Source organism: Citrobacter youngae (assembly GCF_003818115.1).
Classification (GTDB): Bacteria; Pseudomonadota; Gammaproteobacteria; order Enterobacterales; family Enterobacteriaceae; genus Citrobacter; species Citrobacter youngae.
In genome coordinates this window covers 23,415-42,589 of record NZ_RPOI01000016.1, presented here as the reverse complement: position 1 = coordinate 42,589, position 19,175 = coordinate 23,415, and the positions used below count along the sequence as shown (strand labels likewise).

Genomic DNA, 19,175 nt, shown 5'->3' with positions numbered 1-19,175 from the left:
CCTTGCCCCCTGTTTTCTTTATCATACTTTGAGTAGCCAGACCGCCTGTATTCCCCATTACTCTCAAGGGAGCGGGCCTGTAAAACGCCAATACATTCTGAAGTATGACGAGCAAGCCCGGTGACGCGTTAGGCTTACCTTCAGTATATAAACATCAAATCATTTTTGCCTAACCTAATGTAAAGAAGTCTAAAGAAATTACACCAGGTATCATGTGCATATCGGAAAAGAAAAAGGCGGCTTTAGCGCCGCCTTTTTACTTAGCTTGCCTGCGAAGAGGCATCTTCTATCCCAGGTAAGGGCTCAGGTAACTGAGGGGCAAAACCACGCAGACCCACCACATGAACGTGTTCGGTGTTCTGGAAGACTTTACGCACCAGTTTGTAGGTTGTGCCTTTCTCCGGGCTGATATTTTCCGGCGCAGCAATAATCAGCTGCATCTGCAAACGCTCGCACAGTTCAAACAGGGTTGCGATGGAGCGGGCATCAAGTCGTGCGGCTTCATCAAGGAACAACAGGCGGCATGGCGAGATATCTTTCCCACGCAGTCTACGCCCTTCATCTTCCCAGCTTTGAACAACCATCACGAGGATTGACATCCCGGTACCGATCGCTTCCCCTGTGGACAGGGCGCCCGATTCGGCACGCAGCCAACCGTCAGAACCACGGTTAACCTCAACTTCCATTTCCAGGTAGTTGCGGTAGTCGAGCAGTTCTTCACCAATGGTTTGCGGCGTACGCTGTCCCATGTCAATCTGCGGATTCAGACGCTGATACAGCTTCGCCAGCGCTTCAGAGAAGGTCAGACGATTGCTGTTAAACAGATCCTGGTGCTGCTCATGCTGCTCGGAGAGTACGTCCAGCAAGGTGGCATGCGTCTCGCGTACGTTGACGTTCAGACGAACGCTGTTTACCTGGCCAAACGACACGCTTTGCAGACCCTGGTTCAACATACGAATACGGTTCTGTTCGCGCTGAATCGTCTTACGAATAATATTTGCCACGCTGCGAGAGCTGATGGCCAGCTTCTGTTCACGGGAGGTTAACTCTTCCGTCAGACGGCTCAATTCAATCTCCATCTGCTCGATGGCTTCAACCGGATCGTCGGTACGGATAATATCCTGGCGAATACGTTCACGCAGATGCTGGTAAACCGCAACAAAGAACTGAATTTTACGTTCTGGACGTTTTGGATCTTCAGACATGCGCAGCACATCGCGCAGATGTTCGTTATCCGCAACCGCCAGACGTAGCGCACCGAGCGCCTTATCCGACATCGAACGCAGTTCGTCACCGGAAAGATAGGCCAACTCGCGACGGTGCAGACGACGTTCCACGCCGTTATCTTTCACCATCCGCATCACCGCACACCAGCCGGCTTTGGCGGTGACTACCTGCTCACGCATTTCATGGTAATCGCGCTCAAGCTTGCGCAGCTTGCGGGTCAGGTTTTCCATCTCCGCTTCGCAGAAGGTTAGCGCTTTTTCCAGTTGGTTGCGACGAGCGCGGTTATTACTGAGCTGCGCATGCAGTTCATCACGACGAATACGCGCACGCTCTTCAGCGCCGCTGTCTGCGCGAACGCCGATATCCTGCAGTTCACGTTGTAAATCGTTCAGTAGCTCTTTCTTGGTGTCATAAGAACTTTTCAGCGAGGCCATAACCTGATTGTACTGGCTCAACTGCGCGGCATGGCTGCGCAACGCTTCACGGGCGCGGGTACGTTCAGCTTCCGCCTGTTCCAGACGCTCACGCAGTTTCTCATTCAGATCGCTGTTACCGCTGAGCATTTCGGCGGAGTCGGAATAGCTAAAGTGCGCCCGGCGCTGTACGACTTCAGTCAGCGCAAAAGCCTGCTGACGCGCATCACGCTGCATCTGCTGAGAATACGCGTAGTCTTCTTTCAGCTGTTCAAACTGCTCCGGGTCATTTTGCAGAACCGAAACCATCGGTTCCAGTTTGGCTAACTGGTTGCCGTGCTGCTGCACAAAACGCGCCGCTTCCTGGGCTTCATCCAGACGCTCACGAATTTCGTCCACACGATCGGCCAGCGTGTCATCTGCCAGCAAATTCAAACGCGGCAGCAGGCGGTTAAGAGCAGAAACCCCCTCTTTCGCCTGTTCAAACTGCATACGGCTTTGCTGATTATCATTTTCATGATTGGTCAGCGCACGTTCGAGTTCAACGCGACGGCTGTTCAGTTGGCGAATTTCCGCTTCCGGATCGGCTTCAAATGCCACCGACAGATGGCTGCCAATAAAGCGGCTAAACGCCTGGTGCAGACGCTGGGTTTTCTGGACGTCAAAGGAGAGCGTTGCAAAACGTTCAGACAGCCCTTCACGCTCGGCATGCAGGGTTTCGATACGGCTTTCGCGCGCAGCACGACCAAAAATCGGCACCGTCGGGAAGCGGGAATAACGCCACTGACGCTCGGCGGTTTTCACCACTACCGCTTTTTCAAGTTCATCGACGCTGAAGACGCTGTCATCAAACGACTGCGGATCCCCTTCGATGAAGTAGAGGTCTTCCGGGCAATCCGTCAGCCCATCAAGTTGCTCAGTAATCAGTGATAGATCCGGCACCACGATGGCATGGCGCGAAGGACCGTACAGCGCAGAGAAGTACGGCGCATCTTCAAGGCTAACATCGTCATAGATTTCAGACAGCAGCACGCCGCCGAAGCGTTCCGCCAGCGCATTGAGGCGCTGATCTTCCGCCCCGCCCGGCTGACTTAAACGTTCAATCTCTTCATCAACCGCATTTTTGCGCGCGCCGACTTCATCCCGCTCAACAATGGCTTCACGCTCGCGCTCCAGCAATTGTTGCAGATACTCGGTCACATCCTGGCTGGAGGTAAATTCTTCACCACACTGTTCGCTAAGCTGGTTCAGGCTATTTTGCGCGGCCAGCCAGACAGGCGCGCGTTTCATCAGATGCTGGATACGCGATTGCAGCTGCTCCTGCTCCTGACGCAGCGTCATACGCTGTTCGCTGGCAGACGAGACGCTGTCCGACAAGGCGGCGATACGCGCTTCCAGTTCCTGGTGCAGCGCTTCCAGCTCATCGATATCGAACTGTTTACCCTGACGCTTGCAGAATTCAGCCAGCAGACGCTCGGCTTCCTGCTGTTCGCGCAGACGCTGTTCCAGCTCGCTCAAACGCATGCGCAATGGCTGAACCTGTTCCGCCAGGTGGCGCTGTTCAACGCCTTCGCGCAGCAGCTCACGCGCCACGCTCCAGGCTTCACCACGCGCCAGCGGACCGTTGATAGCCGCCACCAGCTGGTAAGCCTGTTCGAACTGGCTGTGCGCAGTTTGCGCCACGCTCATTTTTTGTTCCAGCGTCAGCAACTTCTCGGTCGCTTCCTGCTCTTTGGCCTGGAAGGTTTCCAGCCATTCAGCGGCGCTATCGGCGGTCAGATCCGGTAAGTGGCAAAGCTCTTTGGCTCGGCTCAGTGCCTGAATCGCCTGAGTGTACTGGATGGCGCGCGTTTGCTGGACGTCCAGCGCCTGCTGGTAATCGGCAAGCTGGCTTTTCAGCTCATCCACTTCCAGCTCGGCGGCTTCCGCACGGGCTTCATTCTCATCCTGACGATCGACAGCTTCTGCCACGACTTCATTTTGTTCTTCGAGACGGATCTGCAACTCTTCGAGATCCGCTTCGTAGCGTTCAATTTTTTCCTGCTGACGCAGTGCGGTTTGCACCAGATTCAGGTGATCGCTCGCGGCCTGATAATCGGCTTCCAGATCGCCTTCCGCGCCGTTATGCTCGCCCAGTTCACGCGCCATATCCACATGCTTATACTGCTCTGCGGCCAGCTGCTGGCGCGAGGTATACAGTTCACGCCGATATTCCAGCGCTTTGTCGAGGTGAATACGACGTTCATTAGCGTGGCGCATATAATCTGCCGCCACATAGTTAGTCGCTTCGCTGATCAAATGCTTAAACAGGTCGCGATCTGACTGGGTGACGCGAATCGCTTCCAGCGTCATGCGGTTTTCACGCAGCGCGGCTTCCATATCCTGGAACGCTTTACGCACGCCGCCGTTTTCCGGCAGCAGGTAGTCACGCAGTGAACGGGTAATGGCGCTGGAGATCCCGCCGTACAGCGAGGCTTCAATCAGACGGTAGAATTTACTACGATCAGACGCGGAGCGCAGACGCCGGGCAATGATGCCCAGATCGAACATCAGCGAATGATAATCGGTTATTGAGTTGAACTGCTTAAACTGCACACCTTCCATCTCATCAAGCTTCTCTTTCAGCTCAGGTAGAGACAGTACGCGCGCCTGGCGTTCGTTCAGCGTTTCCGTCACCAGTTGGGTTGGCTGTACCGACATCGGCAGCCCCTGAATGGCAAACGGTTTGATATCCACTTTGCGATCACGACCCGCAACCTGTTGCAGACGCACACCCACGACCACGCGCTGATGACGCGAGTTGAGGACGTCGAGCATCGAGTAACAGACACCTGCTTTCAGCTTTCCGTGCAGACCTTTATCGCGTGAGCCGCTGGTTGCACCGGCTTCGGTGGTATTACGAAAATGCAGCAAGGTTAAGTCCGGGATAAGCGCTGTAACGAATGCCGCCATGGTGGTGGATTTACCCGCCCCGTTCCCGCCCGACAGCGTGGTAACCAGCTCATCAAGGTCAAACGTACGGGCAAAAAAACCATTCCAGTTAATCAGCGTAAGTGAGCGAAATTTACCGCGTTCAATCATTATTCTTCTTCTCCACTGTCCGGCTGATTCTCTTCGGGCTCATCGTTGAGCTGCAGGCGGTTCTCGACCGGCATCGCTTCGCCATCACGAATTAAGCGACGCTGCGCTTCGCGCGGATCGTCACCGCTGCGCACGTCCGCGCCAAAGCGGAAGACTGATTCCGTAATGCGGAATTTGCTACTGTCGTGACCCATAAACCACACCATGCCTAAACGACGCAGGCGGTTAAGTGAAGAACGCACTTTTTCCTGGAGTTTCTGGCGATCAACGTCCGAACCGGTCGAACGGTTGTTCACCAGCTTCAGCAGTTTGGCTTCATCCGCCAGCGTTAGCAGCTCGTCGTACAGCTCTTGCTGAGTAAAAATCCCTTCGTTTGCCAGACGTTCCGGGCTGAGATAGAGATAGCAAAGAATTTTACCGACCATCATGTCCAATTCAGACAGGACCGAACGGGGAATGAGCGTCGTTGAACGCGGACGAAGGTAGAAGAACCCTTCCGGCGCACGGATCAATTCCACGTTATAGCGGCTGTAAAACTCTTCAAAATATTCCTGAAAATCCATCAGGAAGGCATGATTATCCAGTTCATCCAGGCCGATATGACGACCCGAACGTAACGCGCTATCCAGCGCCGGAAATAACGGATTCGCCAGCGCCTGCGCCAGCTTGACCGGCATCACTTGTTCAATATTTGTCAATGACATGCGCCTGTACCTTGGCTCCGTAATCATTAATCGGCTGCCATTTGGCTGGCAGTCCGGTGAAGTCTGCTTGCGCTACGCCAAGACGTACCGCCTGATCGATAACAATACGCGCAACGTCGAAGTGACGCGCACGTGGATATTGCGCCAGATACTCGCGCACGACCAATCCGAGATCCAGTGGCGTTTGTCTGGATTTATAGATAGCCAACTGCTCTTCGATAATTGCCGCCAGCTGTTCGCGGATCTCGTTAAATTCTTCATATTCCAGATCGGCCGGGAGCTCACCGGTGACCTCTTCATCACGCAGCACCATCTCTTCGTCACGCATATCCAGCAGACGATCGGCATTGGCATAGGTCAACGCCCACGGATCGTCAAAATAGCTCTGGACAGACTGACGTAAACGCTGGGCAAAGACGCGATTTTTGTCCATATCAATAGCGGTACGGATAAACTTGTGCACGTGACGATCGTAGCCGATCCACAAATCGATGGATTGCTGACCCCAGCTGATAATACGGTCGAGCTTGCTTTGCAGGTCGAACACCAGCCGGTCGACGAAATGCAAATCGTCATGAGCCATCGTCGCGTCCTGAATGCGTAACAAGTTCGCCTGCAGCTTATCGCCTGCGGCTTCCAGCGTATCCTGCAGTTCACGCAGCGTACCAGACGTTTCAGACAGCAGCATTTCACAGCTGGAAATTGCCGCCCGCCAGTCTTTGTTTAGCAACTGTGCGATGTCGTCTTTTACCTGCTGCTGCTGTTCATCCATGATGCGCTGGGTCAGATCGATACTGTCGAAAATTTCCGCTACCGAATACTTCAATGGTGCATAGACGTTGCGGTGCCAGTGGAATTCATCACCACCTTCTGCGGCGGCATCTGCCGCGCGCTTCAGCTCACCAGCAACAATCGACAACTGCATCGACAAACGCAATGTAGAGAATTCGCGCTGACGAATATAGTAATCCGTGATGCCAATCCCCAGCGGCGTTAAACGATAAATAGCGTTACCTTCCGCCTGCTCGCTGGTAAAGCGGTTCAGCAGACGTTGACGTACCATGTCGTTAATCGCGTTATTGGCGCGAACACCGATGGTTTCGCTGGTTTGCTCAAACGCATCACTCACATGGCGGAACGCATCCACCAGCTCGCCTTCGCTCATCTCACCGTCAAGTCGCTCACCGTTCAACGTGGCTACCGCCAGCAGGAACGAAAGTCTGTCTACCGGCAGAGAGATGGAGAAGTCATTTTTTCTGGCCCAGGCAACCAGTTCGGGGACTGTCTGGGAAAATTCACTCATAGGTTATCCTTGCATCTGCGGTTTGCGCGCGGTGACATGAATATAGCGGCCAAGGCTGATATACGGTTCCTGGCGGCAATAGCGCGTTTCTAACTCAAGTAACATTTCATAACCGTCACGCTGTTGATGCTTATCTCGCAGATAATCATGAAACACGCGCACGCCTGTCTTACCGGTTATCTGCCAACCGATCTCTTCCAGCCACTGGTAAACCTGTCCTGGTTCACGCGGATAGTCTGGTGAAAGCGTACGTTTTTTACGTTTTGGCATCCCAACCTGCACATAGTCGAAATTCCCTGCGACCATGTTGTGCATCAGCAGACCGTTAGCATTGTAGAACATTAACGATAACGCGCCGCCGGGACGTAATACCGACCACAGGGTTTGCAGCACGCAAACCGGTTCGGCCACCCATTCCAGCACAGCATGAAACAATATCAGATCAACCGGGCTTTCCAAATGCGCAGCAACATCCTGAGCGGCGCATTGTATGAAATGCATGTTTCCGCTCACACCTTTTGCCTCTGCTGCCTGTTGCGCACGGGCGATCATCTCACCGGACAGGTCACATAATGTCACGAAGTGACCGCGCTCCGCCATTTTGATGGCCGTTTGCCCTTCGCCCCCACCCGCATCCAGAATATGTAATTTCTGTTCACCGAGCGTGGGCAGTAAGCGATCCAAATCCTGCCAGAGAATAGCCTGTCTTAATTGACCTTTGGTGGTGCCGTAAATGTTACGGGAAAACTTCTCTGCAATGTCATCAAAATTGCGATCCCGCATCGGGCTCTCCACAGGCTGGCTTTAGGGCGACTAAGTAAAACCGCTATTTTGTCACACCCACGCCGAGAATGAACCTTCCTGGTGTAATATCGCTGCAGATCCCCTGCTATATGGTTAAAAAAGGAACCAAAAAGGATGCTTTTTACGCTGAAGAAAGTGATTGGCGGTATGATGCTGCCGCTTCCGTTGATGCTGCTTGTGATGGGCATCGGCCTGGGGTTAATCTGGTTTAGCCGCTTTCAGAAAACGGGGAAAGTGTGTATCAGCCTGAGTTGGCTCGCACTTTTACTGCTTAGCCTGCAACCTGTCGCCGATCGTCTGCTGAAACCGCTTGAGGATAGTTATCCAACCTGGCAGGGTACGCAAAAAGTGGAGTACATTGTGGTGTTGGGTGGCGGATATACGTGGAATCCGCAGTGGGCGCCAAGTTCAAACCTGATCAACAACAGCCTTCCACGTCTGAATGAAGGTATTCGCCTATGGCGCGCAAACCCGGGCTCGAAGCTTATCTTTACCGGCGCTGCCGCAAAGACCAATAATGTCAGCACGGCTGAAGCTGGCGCTCGCGTGGCGCAGTCGCTGGGCGTGCCCCGCAGCGAGATCATTACGCTGGACAAACCTAAAGATACCGAAGAAGAAGCGATAGAAGTAAAACAGGCCATTGGCGATACGCCGTTCCTGCTGGTGACATCCGCATCGCACTTACCGCGTGCGATGATTTTCTTCCAGCAGGCCGGACTGCATCCGTTGCCTGCACCCGCTAATCAACTGGCCATCGATTCACCACTCAATCCGTGGGAGCGAGCAATTCCTTCGCCTGTCTGGCTGATGCATAGCGATCGTGTTGGTTACGAAACGTTGGGGCGCATCTGGCAGTGGCTAAAAGGTTCAGGCGAGCCACGGCAGCAGTGATTTCGTTGCCAGGTCAAAGTTGGAACGATTAAAACGTCCGGTATTGACCAGTTGCGCAACCTCATCCCATAACACATACAACCAGCGCCGCCAGATGAACGACTCCGCCACTGGCGCGCGCTGCAGGTATTGCCATAGCAGGCTTTCCGCCAGCGCATTATCCATTAAGCGGAACAGTTCATATTCCCTGGGCGCCCACAGCATCAACCCCGGCCCCACCATTGCCAGAAGCTGATCGCTACGGGCGTCTTTAAGCATGCTGCGTAAGCTGAAATTACCGTGGATCAGCACGCAGTTATCATTGAATCCTTCAAATAAAGCGGGCAAACACTCACGGGTACGAAACAGGATCCGTTTGTCCTGCATTGTCAGCCCGGTATTGTTGAACTGACTTAACGTAGTCCACAGCACCTCAACTCGCTGACGATACCAGGATGGCCAGATATTCTCTTGCGTGTTATCCACCATTCCCACACAGCCGCGGCTATCCTGTCGATGCCATGAAAGCAGACCTTCTACAATCTGATCCTTTAAATGTTCCCAGCGTTCGGGCGTTCTGGCTGGCGCTTCTACCGGCACACCGCGTAAACGCTCAAGCAACAGGACATCAGGGCCGGGATGCTCTTCGTGCGTTAAGACCCCATAAATGACTGGCATACGCACAGTCCCGCTACGTGCCAGCATGGTGGTTTTCCATGCTAACTGCTGCGCCATCCCCGGTGTGGTGAAACTTCTCGCCATCAGTGGCATCGGATTTCCCTTGCTGTCATACAGTGACCACAGGGCCGTATCCACTTTTTCATTTACGCATTCAATACGACTGAGTTTTTCACCCAGCAGATGGCTGAGTTCGGCACGCAACTGTTCCATTTCAGATTGCCCTCATTAATGCTACTGCTTTCATAATGAGCGTCGTGCAGACAGATGTCACCCGGATGAGATCAATTGATGAAAAGAAAAGTGGAGGGAAAGCGTAACGATACGACACTCCTCCCAAAAAATCGCATCACCGGGGGGAGTGTCATGAGAAAAACTAACGCATTTCAGCGCGAACGCGCTCAAGGTCTTCGGCAGTGTCTACGCCGGTTCCTGGGACTTCTTTTGCGACGGCAACGTGAATTTTCTCGCCGTACCACAGCACACGCAGTTGCTCCAGCATTTCAATATGCTCAAGCGGACTCGGCTGCCAGTTTACATAACGGCGAATAAATCCGGCGCGATAACCGTAAATGCCCAGGTGACGCAGGAAGGTATCGCCCACCGTTTCGAGGCTTTTGGAAAAACGGTCGCGATCCCATGGGATCGTCGCACGGGAAAAATAGAGAGCATAACCTTCGGCATCCAGCACAACTTTTACCGCATTCGGATTAAACGCCTCTTCCGCGCTGTGAATCGGGGCTGCAAGGGTCGCCATACCAACCTGGCGCTGCGCCAGATTCTCAGCGACCTGACGAATAATGACCGCCGGGATCATCGGCTCATCACCCTGGACGTTCACAATAACGGTATCATCGCTAAAGCCACATTTCTCGACAACTTCCGCCAGTCGCTCCGTGCCAGACTGGTGATCGGCACGGGTCATGCACACTTCGCCACCCACCGCTTCTACCGCACGAGCGACATCTTCATGATCGGTGGCAACAATAATACGCTCGGCGCCAGATTCACGCGCACGTTCCAGGACATGCACAATCATGGGCTTGCCGTTGATATCCAGCAGCGGCTTACCCGGCAAACGTGTGGACGCATAACGCGCAGGAATAATGACCACAAAACTCATGATTTACTCTCATCAGCAGTCAGAACACGGGCTTCGGTTTCCAGCAAAACTGGAATGCCGTCGCGCAGTGGGAAAGCAAGGTTATCCAGTTTACAAATCAGTTCCTGTTTTTCCTGGTTAAACCAGAGTTTGCCATTGCATACCGGGCAGGCAATGATTTCAAGCAGACGATGATCCATAGTTCCTCCAGATGGACCGGATTGTGAATCCGTAAATATTAACATAATCAATTAAGAGGCTGGGTCTATTTCCCAACCGTGCCGAGATTCAGCAAATAAACCGTCCGGGCAATTCCCCAATGTCACTCGCGTCGCCTGCTGCCAGCGGGCAAAATCATCAATCGCCTGAAACAATCCTTTTTGCAGATTAACCCCTGGTTTGATGCCATCCTGCAACCACAGCGAAATAACCTCCAGCACGCCGGTTTTACGGTGCATTTTGGCGTCCATGCGCCCAACTAACTGCCCGCGATGCAGCAACGGCAAGACGAAATAACCATACTGACGTTTCGGCGCTGGCGTATAGCATTCCAGTCGGTAGCTAAAATCAAACAGCTGTTCTGCCCGTTTACGATCCCAGACCACCGGATCAAACGGGGATAAAACAGCGTTGTGGGTGGCAGTCAACTTTCCCGCCAGAGCAAGTTCCAGTTGCGGCTGAAGGTGGCTGTGCAACCACAAGGTGCCCAGCCCTTCTACATCAACAGGAATTATATGTCGCTGTTCCCTTCGCATATCGCACCAGTTTTTTAACGCCGGACGCTTCAGGCGATAGTAGTCCGCCAACCACTGCTCACGGAAAATACCCAAACTACGGGCGCTATTATCCAGCATCACAATTTCGGCTTCATCCTGCGACAGCCGATCACGCTCGTCATTCCAATAAGGCATGACGCGATGCGTTAAATCATACACTCGCTGAAAATTACGCCGCTCCACCACCATCACTTTCCCGGATGTAAAAAGCCCTTCCAGATGCCGCTTTTGTGGTTTCCATTCCCACCAGCCGCTGGCGCCCTTACGCGGATGCTCGAAATCGGCTGAACGTACCGGCCCGTTATGCTGGATATGCTGTAACAGTTGCTCAATTTCATGAGCATGCTCTTTCATCCACGCCGCTTTGTATTTCCAGCCCATTTTTTCCGGAGCCAACATACGATGGCGTATCAGCGTAAAGTCGCTGCGTGGTAAAAAACAGGCTTCATGCGCCCAATACTCCATCAATTCGCCCTGCAGTAAGGACTCATCCAGCCATTGGGGGGAATAGTCACCCAAACGACTAAACAGCACCAGATAGGGACTGCGCGCCACAATATTGATGGTATCGATTTGCAGTAACGACATACGCGAAATGGTGGGAAGAATATCTGCAGGCGTTGCCCGGCGGCGTGTTTTTTTCAGTAGCCCCTGGGCAGCAAGGTGAAGATGACGGGCATCTGTCAAAGAAAGGTGCGGCAACGACATTTATGGCCTCATAAATGATTCGCTGCCGCAGCGTGAATCAGTCAGCGAGTCAGCGAGATTAAGCTATCCAGCAACACATCAGGCCGTTCGCCTGACAGATGAGCGTCAACCGGTAAATACCACCAGTTTTCATCGGCAAACGCACGACATTTAACCGCATCTTTTTCCGTCATCACCAGCGTTTGTCCTTCTGCTAACAACGCACTGACGTCACTGTAGGTCAGAGACTGATGGTCTGCCAGCGCAATGCTTTTTTGCACGCTGGCACCGCATGCTTTCAGCGTGGCAAAAAAACGCGGTGGGTGGCCAATGCCCGCCATGGCGACAATATCAGGCAGTTGCGCCACATCGCGACGTTCGCCCGAGCGTAAATTAACCGCCAGTCCAGGTTCGAGTCGCATCGGGATTTCTCCTTGCTGCGCAATACCACCGTTCACAATAGTCGCATCTACCGATTTAAGGCGACCTGCGCGTTCCCGCATTGGGCCTGCAGGAAGCCACCAGCCATTGCCAAACCGACGTTCACCGTCAATCACCACGATTTCAACATCCCGCGCCAGACGATAATGCTGTAGACCATCGTCCGTCACAATAATCTGCACGTCATGGTGAGCAAGGATCGCTTTTACCGCATCCGATCTTACCGGGGATACCGCTACCGGCACGCCGGTACGTTGGGCGATCAGCACAGGTTCATCACCCGCTTCTGCGGTAGTGGTCTCTGCGGTCAATAACAACGGGTAAGCAGCCGCTTTCCCGCCGTAACCACGCGACACCACGCCCACGCGAATCCCGCGTTGCTGCAGTTGTTCAACCAGCCAAATTACCACCGGTGTTTTGCCATTGCCGCCGGCTGTAAGATTGCCGACCACCACAACCGGTACTGGCGCGCGCCAAGCGCGTTTCAGCCCAAGCTTGTAGCATAGACGGATCCCGCCACTCACCAGGCCATAAAGCCAGGAGAGTGGAAGTAACAATCGCCACAGCGGCGATTCACCAGACCAGATACGTGCGATCATTGACCGAATTGCATTTTGTGTAATTGCGCATAGACCCCGCGCTGCTCAATCAGGTCGCTATGGGTTCCGCGTTCGACAATCAGACCATCCTCCACCACGATGATTTCGTCGGCTTGTTCAATGGTTGAAAGACGGTGAGCAATGACCAGAGAAGTACGGTTTTTCTGTAGCTCATCAAGTGCAGACTGAATCGCGCGTTCGGATTCGGTATCCAGCGCCGACGTAGCTTCATCGAGGATCAGGATCGGACTGTCGCGCAGCAAGGCGCGAGCGATGGCGATACGCTGGCGCTGACCACCTGAAAGCAGCACGCCGTTTTCGCCAATCACCGTATCCAGACCATCATCCATCTTGTTGATGAAATCCATGGCGTAGGCCATCTGTGCCGCTTTTTCGATCTGCTCGCGGCTGTACATATCGGTACGCGCGTAGGCGATGTTGTTGGCAACCGTATCATTGAACAGGTGAACGTTCTGCGATACCAGCGCCACCTGAGCGCGCAGCGATGACAGGGTGTATTCACGAAGGTCGTGCCCATCCATCAGAATCTGCCCTTCATCAATATCGTAGAAGCGCGTGATCAGGCTGGCGATAGTGGATTTACCAGAACCCGAACGACCAACCAGGGCAACGGTTTTGCCCGCCGGAATATTCAGGTTGATGTTACGTAGTGCAGGAATGTCACGGCCCGGGTAGGTAAAGGTCACGTTACGGAACTCCAGATCGCCAGAAGCGCGCTCAATGACGCGTTTACCTTCATCTTTCTCTTGTTCGCTATCCAGTATCGTAAATAAGGTCTGGCATGCCGCCATACCGCGCTGGAACTGCGCATTGACGTTAGTCAGTGACTTCAGTGGACGCATCAGGGCGATCATTGAAGAGAAGACAACGGTGATTGTCCCTGCCGTCAGGTTTTCCATCACGCTTGGGAAACTGGCCGCATATAACACGAAGGCCAGAGCCAGAGAAGCGATCAACTGGATGATAGGATCGGAGATAGAAGAGGCAGAAACCATCTTCATACCCTGCAGACGCATCTTGTTGCTGACTTTGTCAAAACGCTTGGTTTCAACTTCCTGGCCACCAAAAATCAAAACTTCTTTGTGGCCTTTCAGCATCTGCTCCGCACTTGTCGTAACCTGCCCCATGGTGTTTTGCATGTTTTTACTGATGCTACGAAAGCGCTTGGAAACCACTCGGATTGCCACTGACACAATTGGTGCCAGCACAATCAGGATCAATGACAGCTGCCAACTGTAATAGAACATCATGATAAACAGGCCAATAATCGAGGCACCTTCACGTACTACGGTGATTAGCGCACCAGAAGATGATGACGCGACCTGCTCTGAATCATAGGTAATACGAGACAGCAGCGTACCGGTAGACTGTTTATCAAAAAAGGCGACAGGCATACCCATCATATGACCAAACAGGCGGCGGCGCATGGTCATGACCACTTTGCCTGACACCCATGAAATACAGTAGCTGGAGACGTAGCTCGTAATACCGCGAACTATCATTAGCCCAATGACCACCAGAGGCATCCACAGCAGCACAGAGCGATCAGTTTTACCAAAACCATCATCCAGTAATGGCTTGAGGAGCGATAACATGAAGGTATCGCTGGCCGCGTTAAGGACTAACGCTATACCCGCCACGATCAGACCCGATTTAAAAGGCGCTATGGTTGGCCATAGTCGGCGAAACGTCTGCCACGTAGAGAGATCTTTATCGTTATGCATTCAAAAAACCAGCATTTGTTAGAATAGCCGCATATTCTACCCGTTATCCTCCAACACGCCAAACCACTGATGATACCAACGGGGTAAAATCTGATCCCGTAAGCTGCGTATGCGCCAACTTTTTTGATAAATATCTAGCGTGATTTGCCCCTGGTGGGGTGTGTCCAGCCACTGATAATTTTGTTTCCGGTAACGCTGTCGGACTTTCCATGACGGTAGACGCCAGGCATTGTAGCGGGATGCTGAGGCTATTGCGGCCTGTCCGCCAACGCGTTGAATCAGCGCCAATGAGGATGACGTGTTACTCCCGTGGTGTGGAACCTGCACAAACGTAGCCTGCAGATGCTGCCAGTAGTGACTTAGCATTTTTTGTTCAGCAGGGGATTCAATATCACCAGTCAGGAGAATACTCTGATGTCCGTCATCCACCTTTACCACACAGGAATGGTTATTCCCCTGCTCTTTATTTCCACTGACTGGCCAATGTGCACTAAATGTTAATCCCTGCCATTGCCAATGCTCCCCGCGAAAACAAGGGAGATGCCCTTTCCAGCCCAACGGACTTCTGATCCACAGTGACGGCCAGGCTTGCTGTAGCGATTGCAACCCTCCCCGGTGATCCAAATGCTCGTGACTTAGAATTACCCCTTGCGGTTCCAGGTTGTGCCAACGTAGCCAGGGAATAATCAGCTGTTGCGCGCTATCACCTTCAGGCCATGCCAGACCAGTATCATAAAGCAGTGCTTTACCATTACGCGCAATCACCATCGCCAGCCCCTGCCCGACGTCCAGCATATGTACCTGCCACAAATCAGCGCGGGGTGTCCTCCAGAACGGTCCACTCAATAACAAAAGCCCGGTAAAACAGGCAACCGGTAGCGTTTCCCAGGCATTTAATCGCCATGCAATAAGCATCAGCCATGGGGACAGTGCAAGCCATTGCCAACGCGCATCAATGTTGAGCCATCCTTCCGGTAAGCTATTGAGACCCCAAAATAACAGCTCCAGAGAACGGTCAGCGAGATACCACAGCCCTGCCTCGATCATCACCTGACCGGTTAAATGCACGACCATACCCGCCAATATCAGAGGAACTGAAACAAATGTGACCAGCGGTACCGCAAATAAATTGGCCAGCAATGAGCTCAGGCTAACACCGTGAAATAATGCGATTTGGACAGGCAGAAGCAGTACCGTAATTCCCAGTTGAAGATGAGCAAGCGCCAGCACTGCACGTCCGATACGCGAGAGCGGCCAGCACGGCATCGGCATCCACTGAAACCAGAATAGCAGCGCCGCTACGGCGAAAGCAGACAACCACAGACTTTGTGAAATCACCGCGACCGGATCTACTACCACAATTGCTGCCAGACAGGTAATCCAGACCGCCCAGCCACTCCACTGCCTGCCGCTTAGTTTTAGTGCCCCCCATACCATTAGCGCGATGACCGTGCGTAATGCCGGTGGTTGCAGCCCCGTCAGCCAGGCATAAAATGCAGCGCAGAGCACACCCCCGACTAGCGGAGCCTGCCAGCAGATCCAGCGTGCTGGCATAAAAATTGTCCGCCTCGTATCAATCCGCCAGCGAGGAGTGCGGCAAAAGCAATATGCAGCCCGGAAATGGCCATCAAATGTGCTGTTCCGGTATCACGCATTATATTTTTTACCGCCTGCGATACAGACAAACGTTCCCCCATCCCCAGCCCCAGTATGACTTGCTGCCAGGGATAGGCGGCAAGCGTGGTTTTTAGCGAGGAGAGATAACGTGCACGCAGACTGCATTGCGGTGTAATCACTGAGGCCTGCAGAAATCGCCCCGTTAGCGGCTGATGCTGTGCCAATGCATAGCGCTGGCTATCAAATCCACCTTCATTCAGTTGCCCATGCACAGCGCGAACTTTCAGCATCATCGCCCATGTCTGACCTGCGCAAACATCGCCAGGTAAGTACTGTCCATACAGTACGACGCCAACGGCAGGAAAGATTCGTTTCCCCTGAAGGTGAGTGATTTGGCCGTAGTGCGTTGTCATATTATCAGTTCCGGTTATCCTCACAATGGCTTGCTGGGTTTTCGCAGGCAGCGTATTACCGGCCCAGATAACCTCTTTCGCAGCCAGTATTCCCCACAGGAAAAACAGCAGGACTAATCCAGCGTAATGCATATATCGATGAGGAATGAGACAAAGCAGACACGCCAGACCAAATACCAAGCTGACACACAGCATGTCAGGTAATACGGGTAATACCGTCAGCGGGAGAATGCCGCATAACGCACACGTACTGATTGTTGTTAGTTTCATATGACACCTCCCTGTGACAGGGAGTGTGCAGGACAATTCAGCAGATGTCTGGCAACTATTTACCGGTAAACGAGGTGCGTTCCGATGTTATTTAACTGCAGATGTAACATACAAATATGTTGGGAGAGAGATTCCAGCACAGGGAGGTGAAAATGAAAAAAGCACCCATACAGGTGCTTTTCTCGGGGCTAAGTCTTGCTGAGGACTTAACCGTAAATATTGGCGCGATCGCGCAGTTCTTTACCCGGCTTAAAGTGCGGAACATATTTTCCTTCCAGATCCACTTTATCGCCAGTCTTCGGATTACGTCCGGTGCGTGGTGCGCGGTAATGCAAAGAAAAACTGCCGAAACCGCGGATTTCAATACGCTCGCCCTGCGCAAGAGTCGAGGCCATATGTTCCAGCATCTCTTTTACTGCATCTTCAACCGCTTTCGCGGGAATATGAGGTTGCTGGGTTGCAAGTCTTTCAATCAATTCTGACTTGGTCATGATTCCTCCGGTTCCTTAAAGGCAAAATTAGCTGCTGCATTGATTAAGGGCGGCCGTAGCCGCCCTTTGTCATTGATTACAGGACGAATCCTGTAATCTGTCAAGCTACTCGTCACCCTTTGTGCTGTTAACAGCACAAAGGATTTATACCCGTCATACTTCAAGTTGCATGTGCGGGTATAGAGTACTCGATATTACTCGCCTTTAGCTGCTTTGAAAGCTTCAGCCATTGCGTTGTTAGAGAAGTTTGCATCTTCCTGTTTGTTAACAGTTGCGATTGCATCTTTCTCATCAGCTTCGTCTTTAGCACGAACAGACAGGCTGATTGCACGGTTCTTACGATCAACGCCGGTGAATTTAGCTTCAACGTCGTCGCCTACGCTCAGAACCAGAGTTGCATCTTCAACGCGGTCGCGGGAAGCTTCAGAAGCGCGCAGGTAACCTTCAACGCCGTCAGCCAGTTCTACGGTTGCGCCTTTAGCGTCAACTGCAGTGACTTTACCGTTTACGATTGCGCCTTTCTTGTTCAGTGCAACCCAGTTGTTGAACGGATCTTCTGCGAGCTGTTTAACGCCCAGAGAGATACGCTCACGCTCTGCGTCAACCTGCAGAACAACTGCTGCGATTTCGTCGCCTTTTTTGTATTCACGAACTGCTTCTTCGCCTGCAACGTTCCAGGAGATGTCAGACAGGTGAACCAGGCCGTCGATGCCGCCGTCCAGGCCGATGAAGATACCGAAGTCAGTAATAGACTTGATTTTACCTTCAACACGGTCGCCCTTGTTGTGGGTTTCCGCGAACTGCTGCCATGGGTTGTTTTTGCACTGCTTCAGACCCAGGGAGATACGACGACGTTCTTCGTCGATATCCAGAACCATAACTTCCACTACGTCGCCAACGTTAACAACTTTGGACGGGTGGATGTTTTTGTTGGTCCAATCCATTTCGGAAACGTGAACCAGGCCTTCAACGCCTTCTTCGATTTCAACGAAGCAGCCGTAGTCGGTCAGGTTGGTCACGCGACCAGTCAGTTTGGTACCTTCCGGATAACGCTTAGCGATAGCTACCCATGGATCTTCGCCCAGCTGTTTCAGGCCCAGAGATACACGAGTACGCTCGCGGTCGAACTTCAACACTTTAACAGTGATTTCGTCGCCAACGTTTACGATTTCGCTCGGATGCTTAACGCGTTTCCATGCCATGTCGGTGATGTGCAGCAGGCCGTCAACGCCACCCAGATCAACGAATGCACCGTAGTCAGTGAGGTTCTTAACGATACCTTTAACTTCCATGCCTTCCTGCAGGTTTTCCAGCAGCTGATCGCGTTCTGCGCTGTTTTCGGATTCGATAACGGCACGACGGGAAACAACAACGTTGTTACGCTTCTGATCCAGCTTGATTACTTTGAATTCAAGCTCTTTGCCTTCCAGGTGCAGCGTGTCGCGGACCGGACGAACGTCTACCAGGGAACCCGGCAGGAACGCGCGAATACCATTCAGCTCAACAGTGAAGCCACCCTTGACTTTGCCATTGATAACACCAGTAACGGTTGCAGCTTCTTCGTAAGCTTTTTCCAGCGTGATCCAAGCTTCGTGACGTTTAGCTTTTTCACGGGACAGCAGGGTTTCACCGAAGCCGTCTTCTACTGCATCCAGAGCAACGTCAACTTCGTCACCAACCTGGATTTCCAGCTCGCCCTGGGCGTTTTTGAACTGCTCTGCCGGAATGGCGGACTCAGATTTCAGACCGGCGTCAACCAGTACTACGTCTTTGTCGATAGCAACAACAACACCACGAACGATGGAACCCGGGCGGGTTTCGATTTCTTTTAAGGATTCTTCAAACAGTTGAGCAAAAGATTCAGTCATGTTTAATCTTCAGGTTTCATATTTAACGTCCACCTGGCTCCATGCCGGATGGGGTTGTTTAACATACCCGCTGTCAATCCATTGCA

General features: G+C 52.6%; 13 protein-coding genes and 1 pseudogene. 1 reads left to right on the top strand and 13 read right to left on the bottom strand.

Translation table 11 applies throughout. From position 1 onward, the window contains the following. Nucleotides 1-260 precede the first annotated feature (260 nt). The 4 genes from mukB to cmoM are packed head-to-tail and all read right to left on the bottom strand — an operon-like array spanning nucleotide 261 to nucleotide 7,511. The gene (mukB, locus tag EHN13_RS13250) at nucleotides 261-4,721 is read right to left on the bottom strand and encodes a chromosome partition protein MukB (RefSeq protein WP_124021533.1); all 4,461 of its coding nucleotides are present in this window, start codon (nucleotides 4,719-4,721) and stop codon (nucleotides 261-263) included. Then, on the bottom strand, nucleotides 4,721-5,425 hold the full coding sequence (gene mukE, locus EHN13_RS13245; protein WP_016152457.1) for a chromosome partition protein MukE: 705 nt from the start codon (nucleotides 5,423-5,425) through the stop codon (nucleotides 4,721-4,723). Before mukE ends, mukB begins: the two co-directional genes overlap by 1 nt. Continuing rightward, nucleotides 5,406-6,728 carry a chromosome partition protein MukF gene (gene mukF, locus EHN13_RS13240; RefSeq protein ID WP_048212134.1) on the bottom strand — a complete coding sequence of 441 codons (1,323 nt, stop codon included), beginning with the start codon at nucleotides 6,726-6,728 and terminating at the stop codon, nucleotides 5,406-5,408. The genes mukE and mukF overlap by 20 nt, the downstream gene beginning before the upstream one ends. 3 nt (nucleotides 6,729-6,731) lie before the next feature. Continuing rightward, nucleotides 6,732-7,511, bottom strand: coding sequence for a tRNA uridine 5-oxyacetic acid(34) methyltransferase CmoM (gene cmoM, locus EHN13_RS13235; protein WP_040231810.1), 780 nt, complete (start codon nucleotides 7,509-7,511; stop codon nucleotides 6,732-6,734). Between the two features lie 135 nt (nucleotides 7,512-7,646). Between cmoM and elyC the strand changes: the two genes are divergently transcribed. Further along, nucleotides 7,647-8,423, top strand: coding sequence for an envelope biogenesis factor ElyC (gene elyC, locus EHN13_RS13230; protein WP_124021532.1), 777 nt, complete (start codon nucleotides 7,647-7,649; stop codon nucleotides 8,421-8,423). Here the strand turns inward: elyC and EHN13_RS13225 are convergent. The 9 genes and pseudogenes from EHN13_RS13225 to rpsA form a co-directional block, all read right to left on the bottom strand. After that, nucleotides 8,400-9,293, bottom strand: a complete 894-nt coding sequence (locus tag EHN13_RS13225) for a YcbJ family phosphotransferase (protein WP_124021531.1) — start codon at nucleotides 9,291-9,293, stop codon at nucleotides 8,400-8,402. The genes elyC and EHN13_RS13225 overlap by 24 nt on opposite strands. A 163-nt stretch (nucleotides 9,294-9,456) precedes the next feature. After that, a complete protein-coding gene (gene kdsB, locus EHN13_RS13220; RefSeq protein WP_048212136.1) occupies nucleotides 9,457-10,203 on the bottom strand; it encodes a 3-deoxy-manno-octulosonate cytidylyltransferase in 747 nt (248 codons plus the stop codon). Continuing rightward, nucleotides 10,200-10,382, bottom strand: coding sequence for a protein YcaR (gene ycaR, locus EHN13_RS13215; RefSeq protein ID WP_003035793.1), 183 nt, complete (start codon nucleotides 10,380-10,382; stop codon nucleotides 10,200-10,202). The genes kdsB and ycaR overlap by 4 nt, the downstream gene beginning before the upstream one ends. A gap of 51 nt (nucleotides 10,383-10,433) precedes the next feature. Further along, complete coding sequence (locus tag EHN13_RS13210; RefSeq protein ID WP_124021530.1) at nucleotides 10,434-11,666, bottom strand: winged helix-turn-helix domain-containing protein; 1,233 nt, start codon at nucleotides 11,664-11,666, stop codon at nucleotides 10,434-10,436. Nucleotides 11,667-11,707: 41 nt separating this feature from the next. Further along, a complete protein-coding gene (gene lpxK, locus EHN13_RS13205; RefSeq protein WP_124021529.1) occupies nucleotides 11,708-12,685 on the bottom strand; it encodes a tetraacyldisaccharide 4'-kinase in 978 nt (325 codons plus the stop codon). After that, complete coding sequence (msbA, locus tag EHN13_RS13200) at nucleotides 12,682-14,430, bottom strand: lipid A ABC transporter ATP-binding protein/permease MsbA (RefSeq protein ID WP_124021528.1); 1,749 nt, start codon at nucleotides 14,428-14,430, stop codon at nucleotides 12,682-12,684. Before msbA ends, lpxK begins: the two co-directional genes overlap by 4 nt. A 36-nt stretch (nucleotides 14,431-14,466) precedes the next feature. Beyond that, nucleotides 14,467-16,730 (bottom strand): annotated as a pseudogene (locus tag EHN13_RS13195) (ComEC family protein). A gap of 206 nt (nucleotides 16,731-16,936) precedes the next feature. Next, on the bottom strand, nucleotides 16,937-17,221 hold the full coding sequence (gene ihfB, locus EHN13_RS13190; RefSeq protein ID WP_003035780.1) for an integration host factor subunit beta: 285 nt from the start codon (nucleotides 17,219-17,221) through the stop codon (nucleotides 16,937-16,939). Between the two features lie 194 nt (nucleotides 17,222-17,415). Next, nucleotides 17,416-19,089 carry a 30S ribosomal protein S1 gene (gene rpsA, locus EHN13_RS13185; RefSeq protein ID WP_003035776.1) on the bottom strand — a complete coding sequence of 558 codons (1,674 nt, stop codon included), beginning with the start codon at nucleotides 19,087-19,089 and terminating at the stop codon, nucleotides 17,416-17,418. Nucleotides 19,090-19,175: the final 86 nt, after the last annotated feature.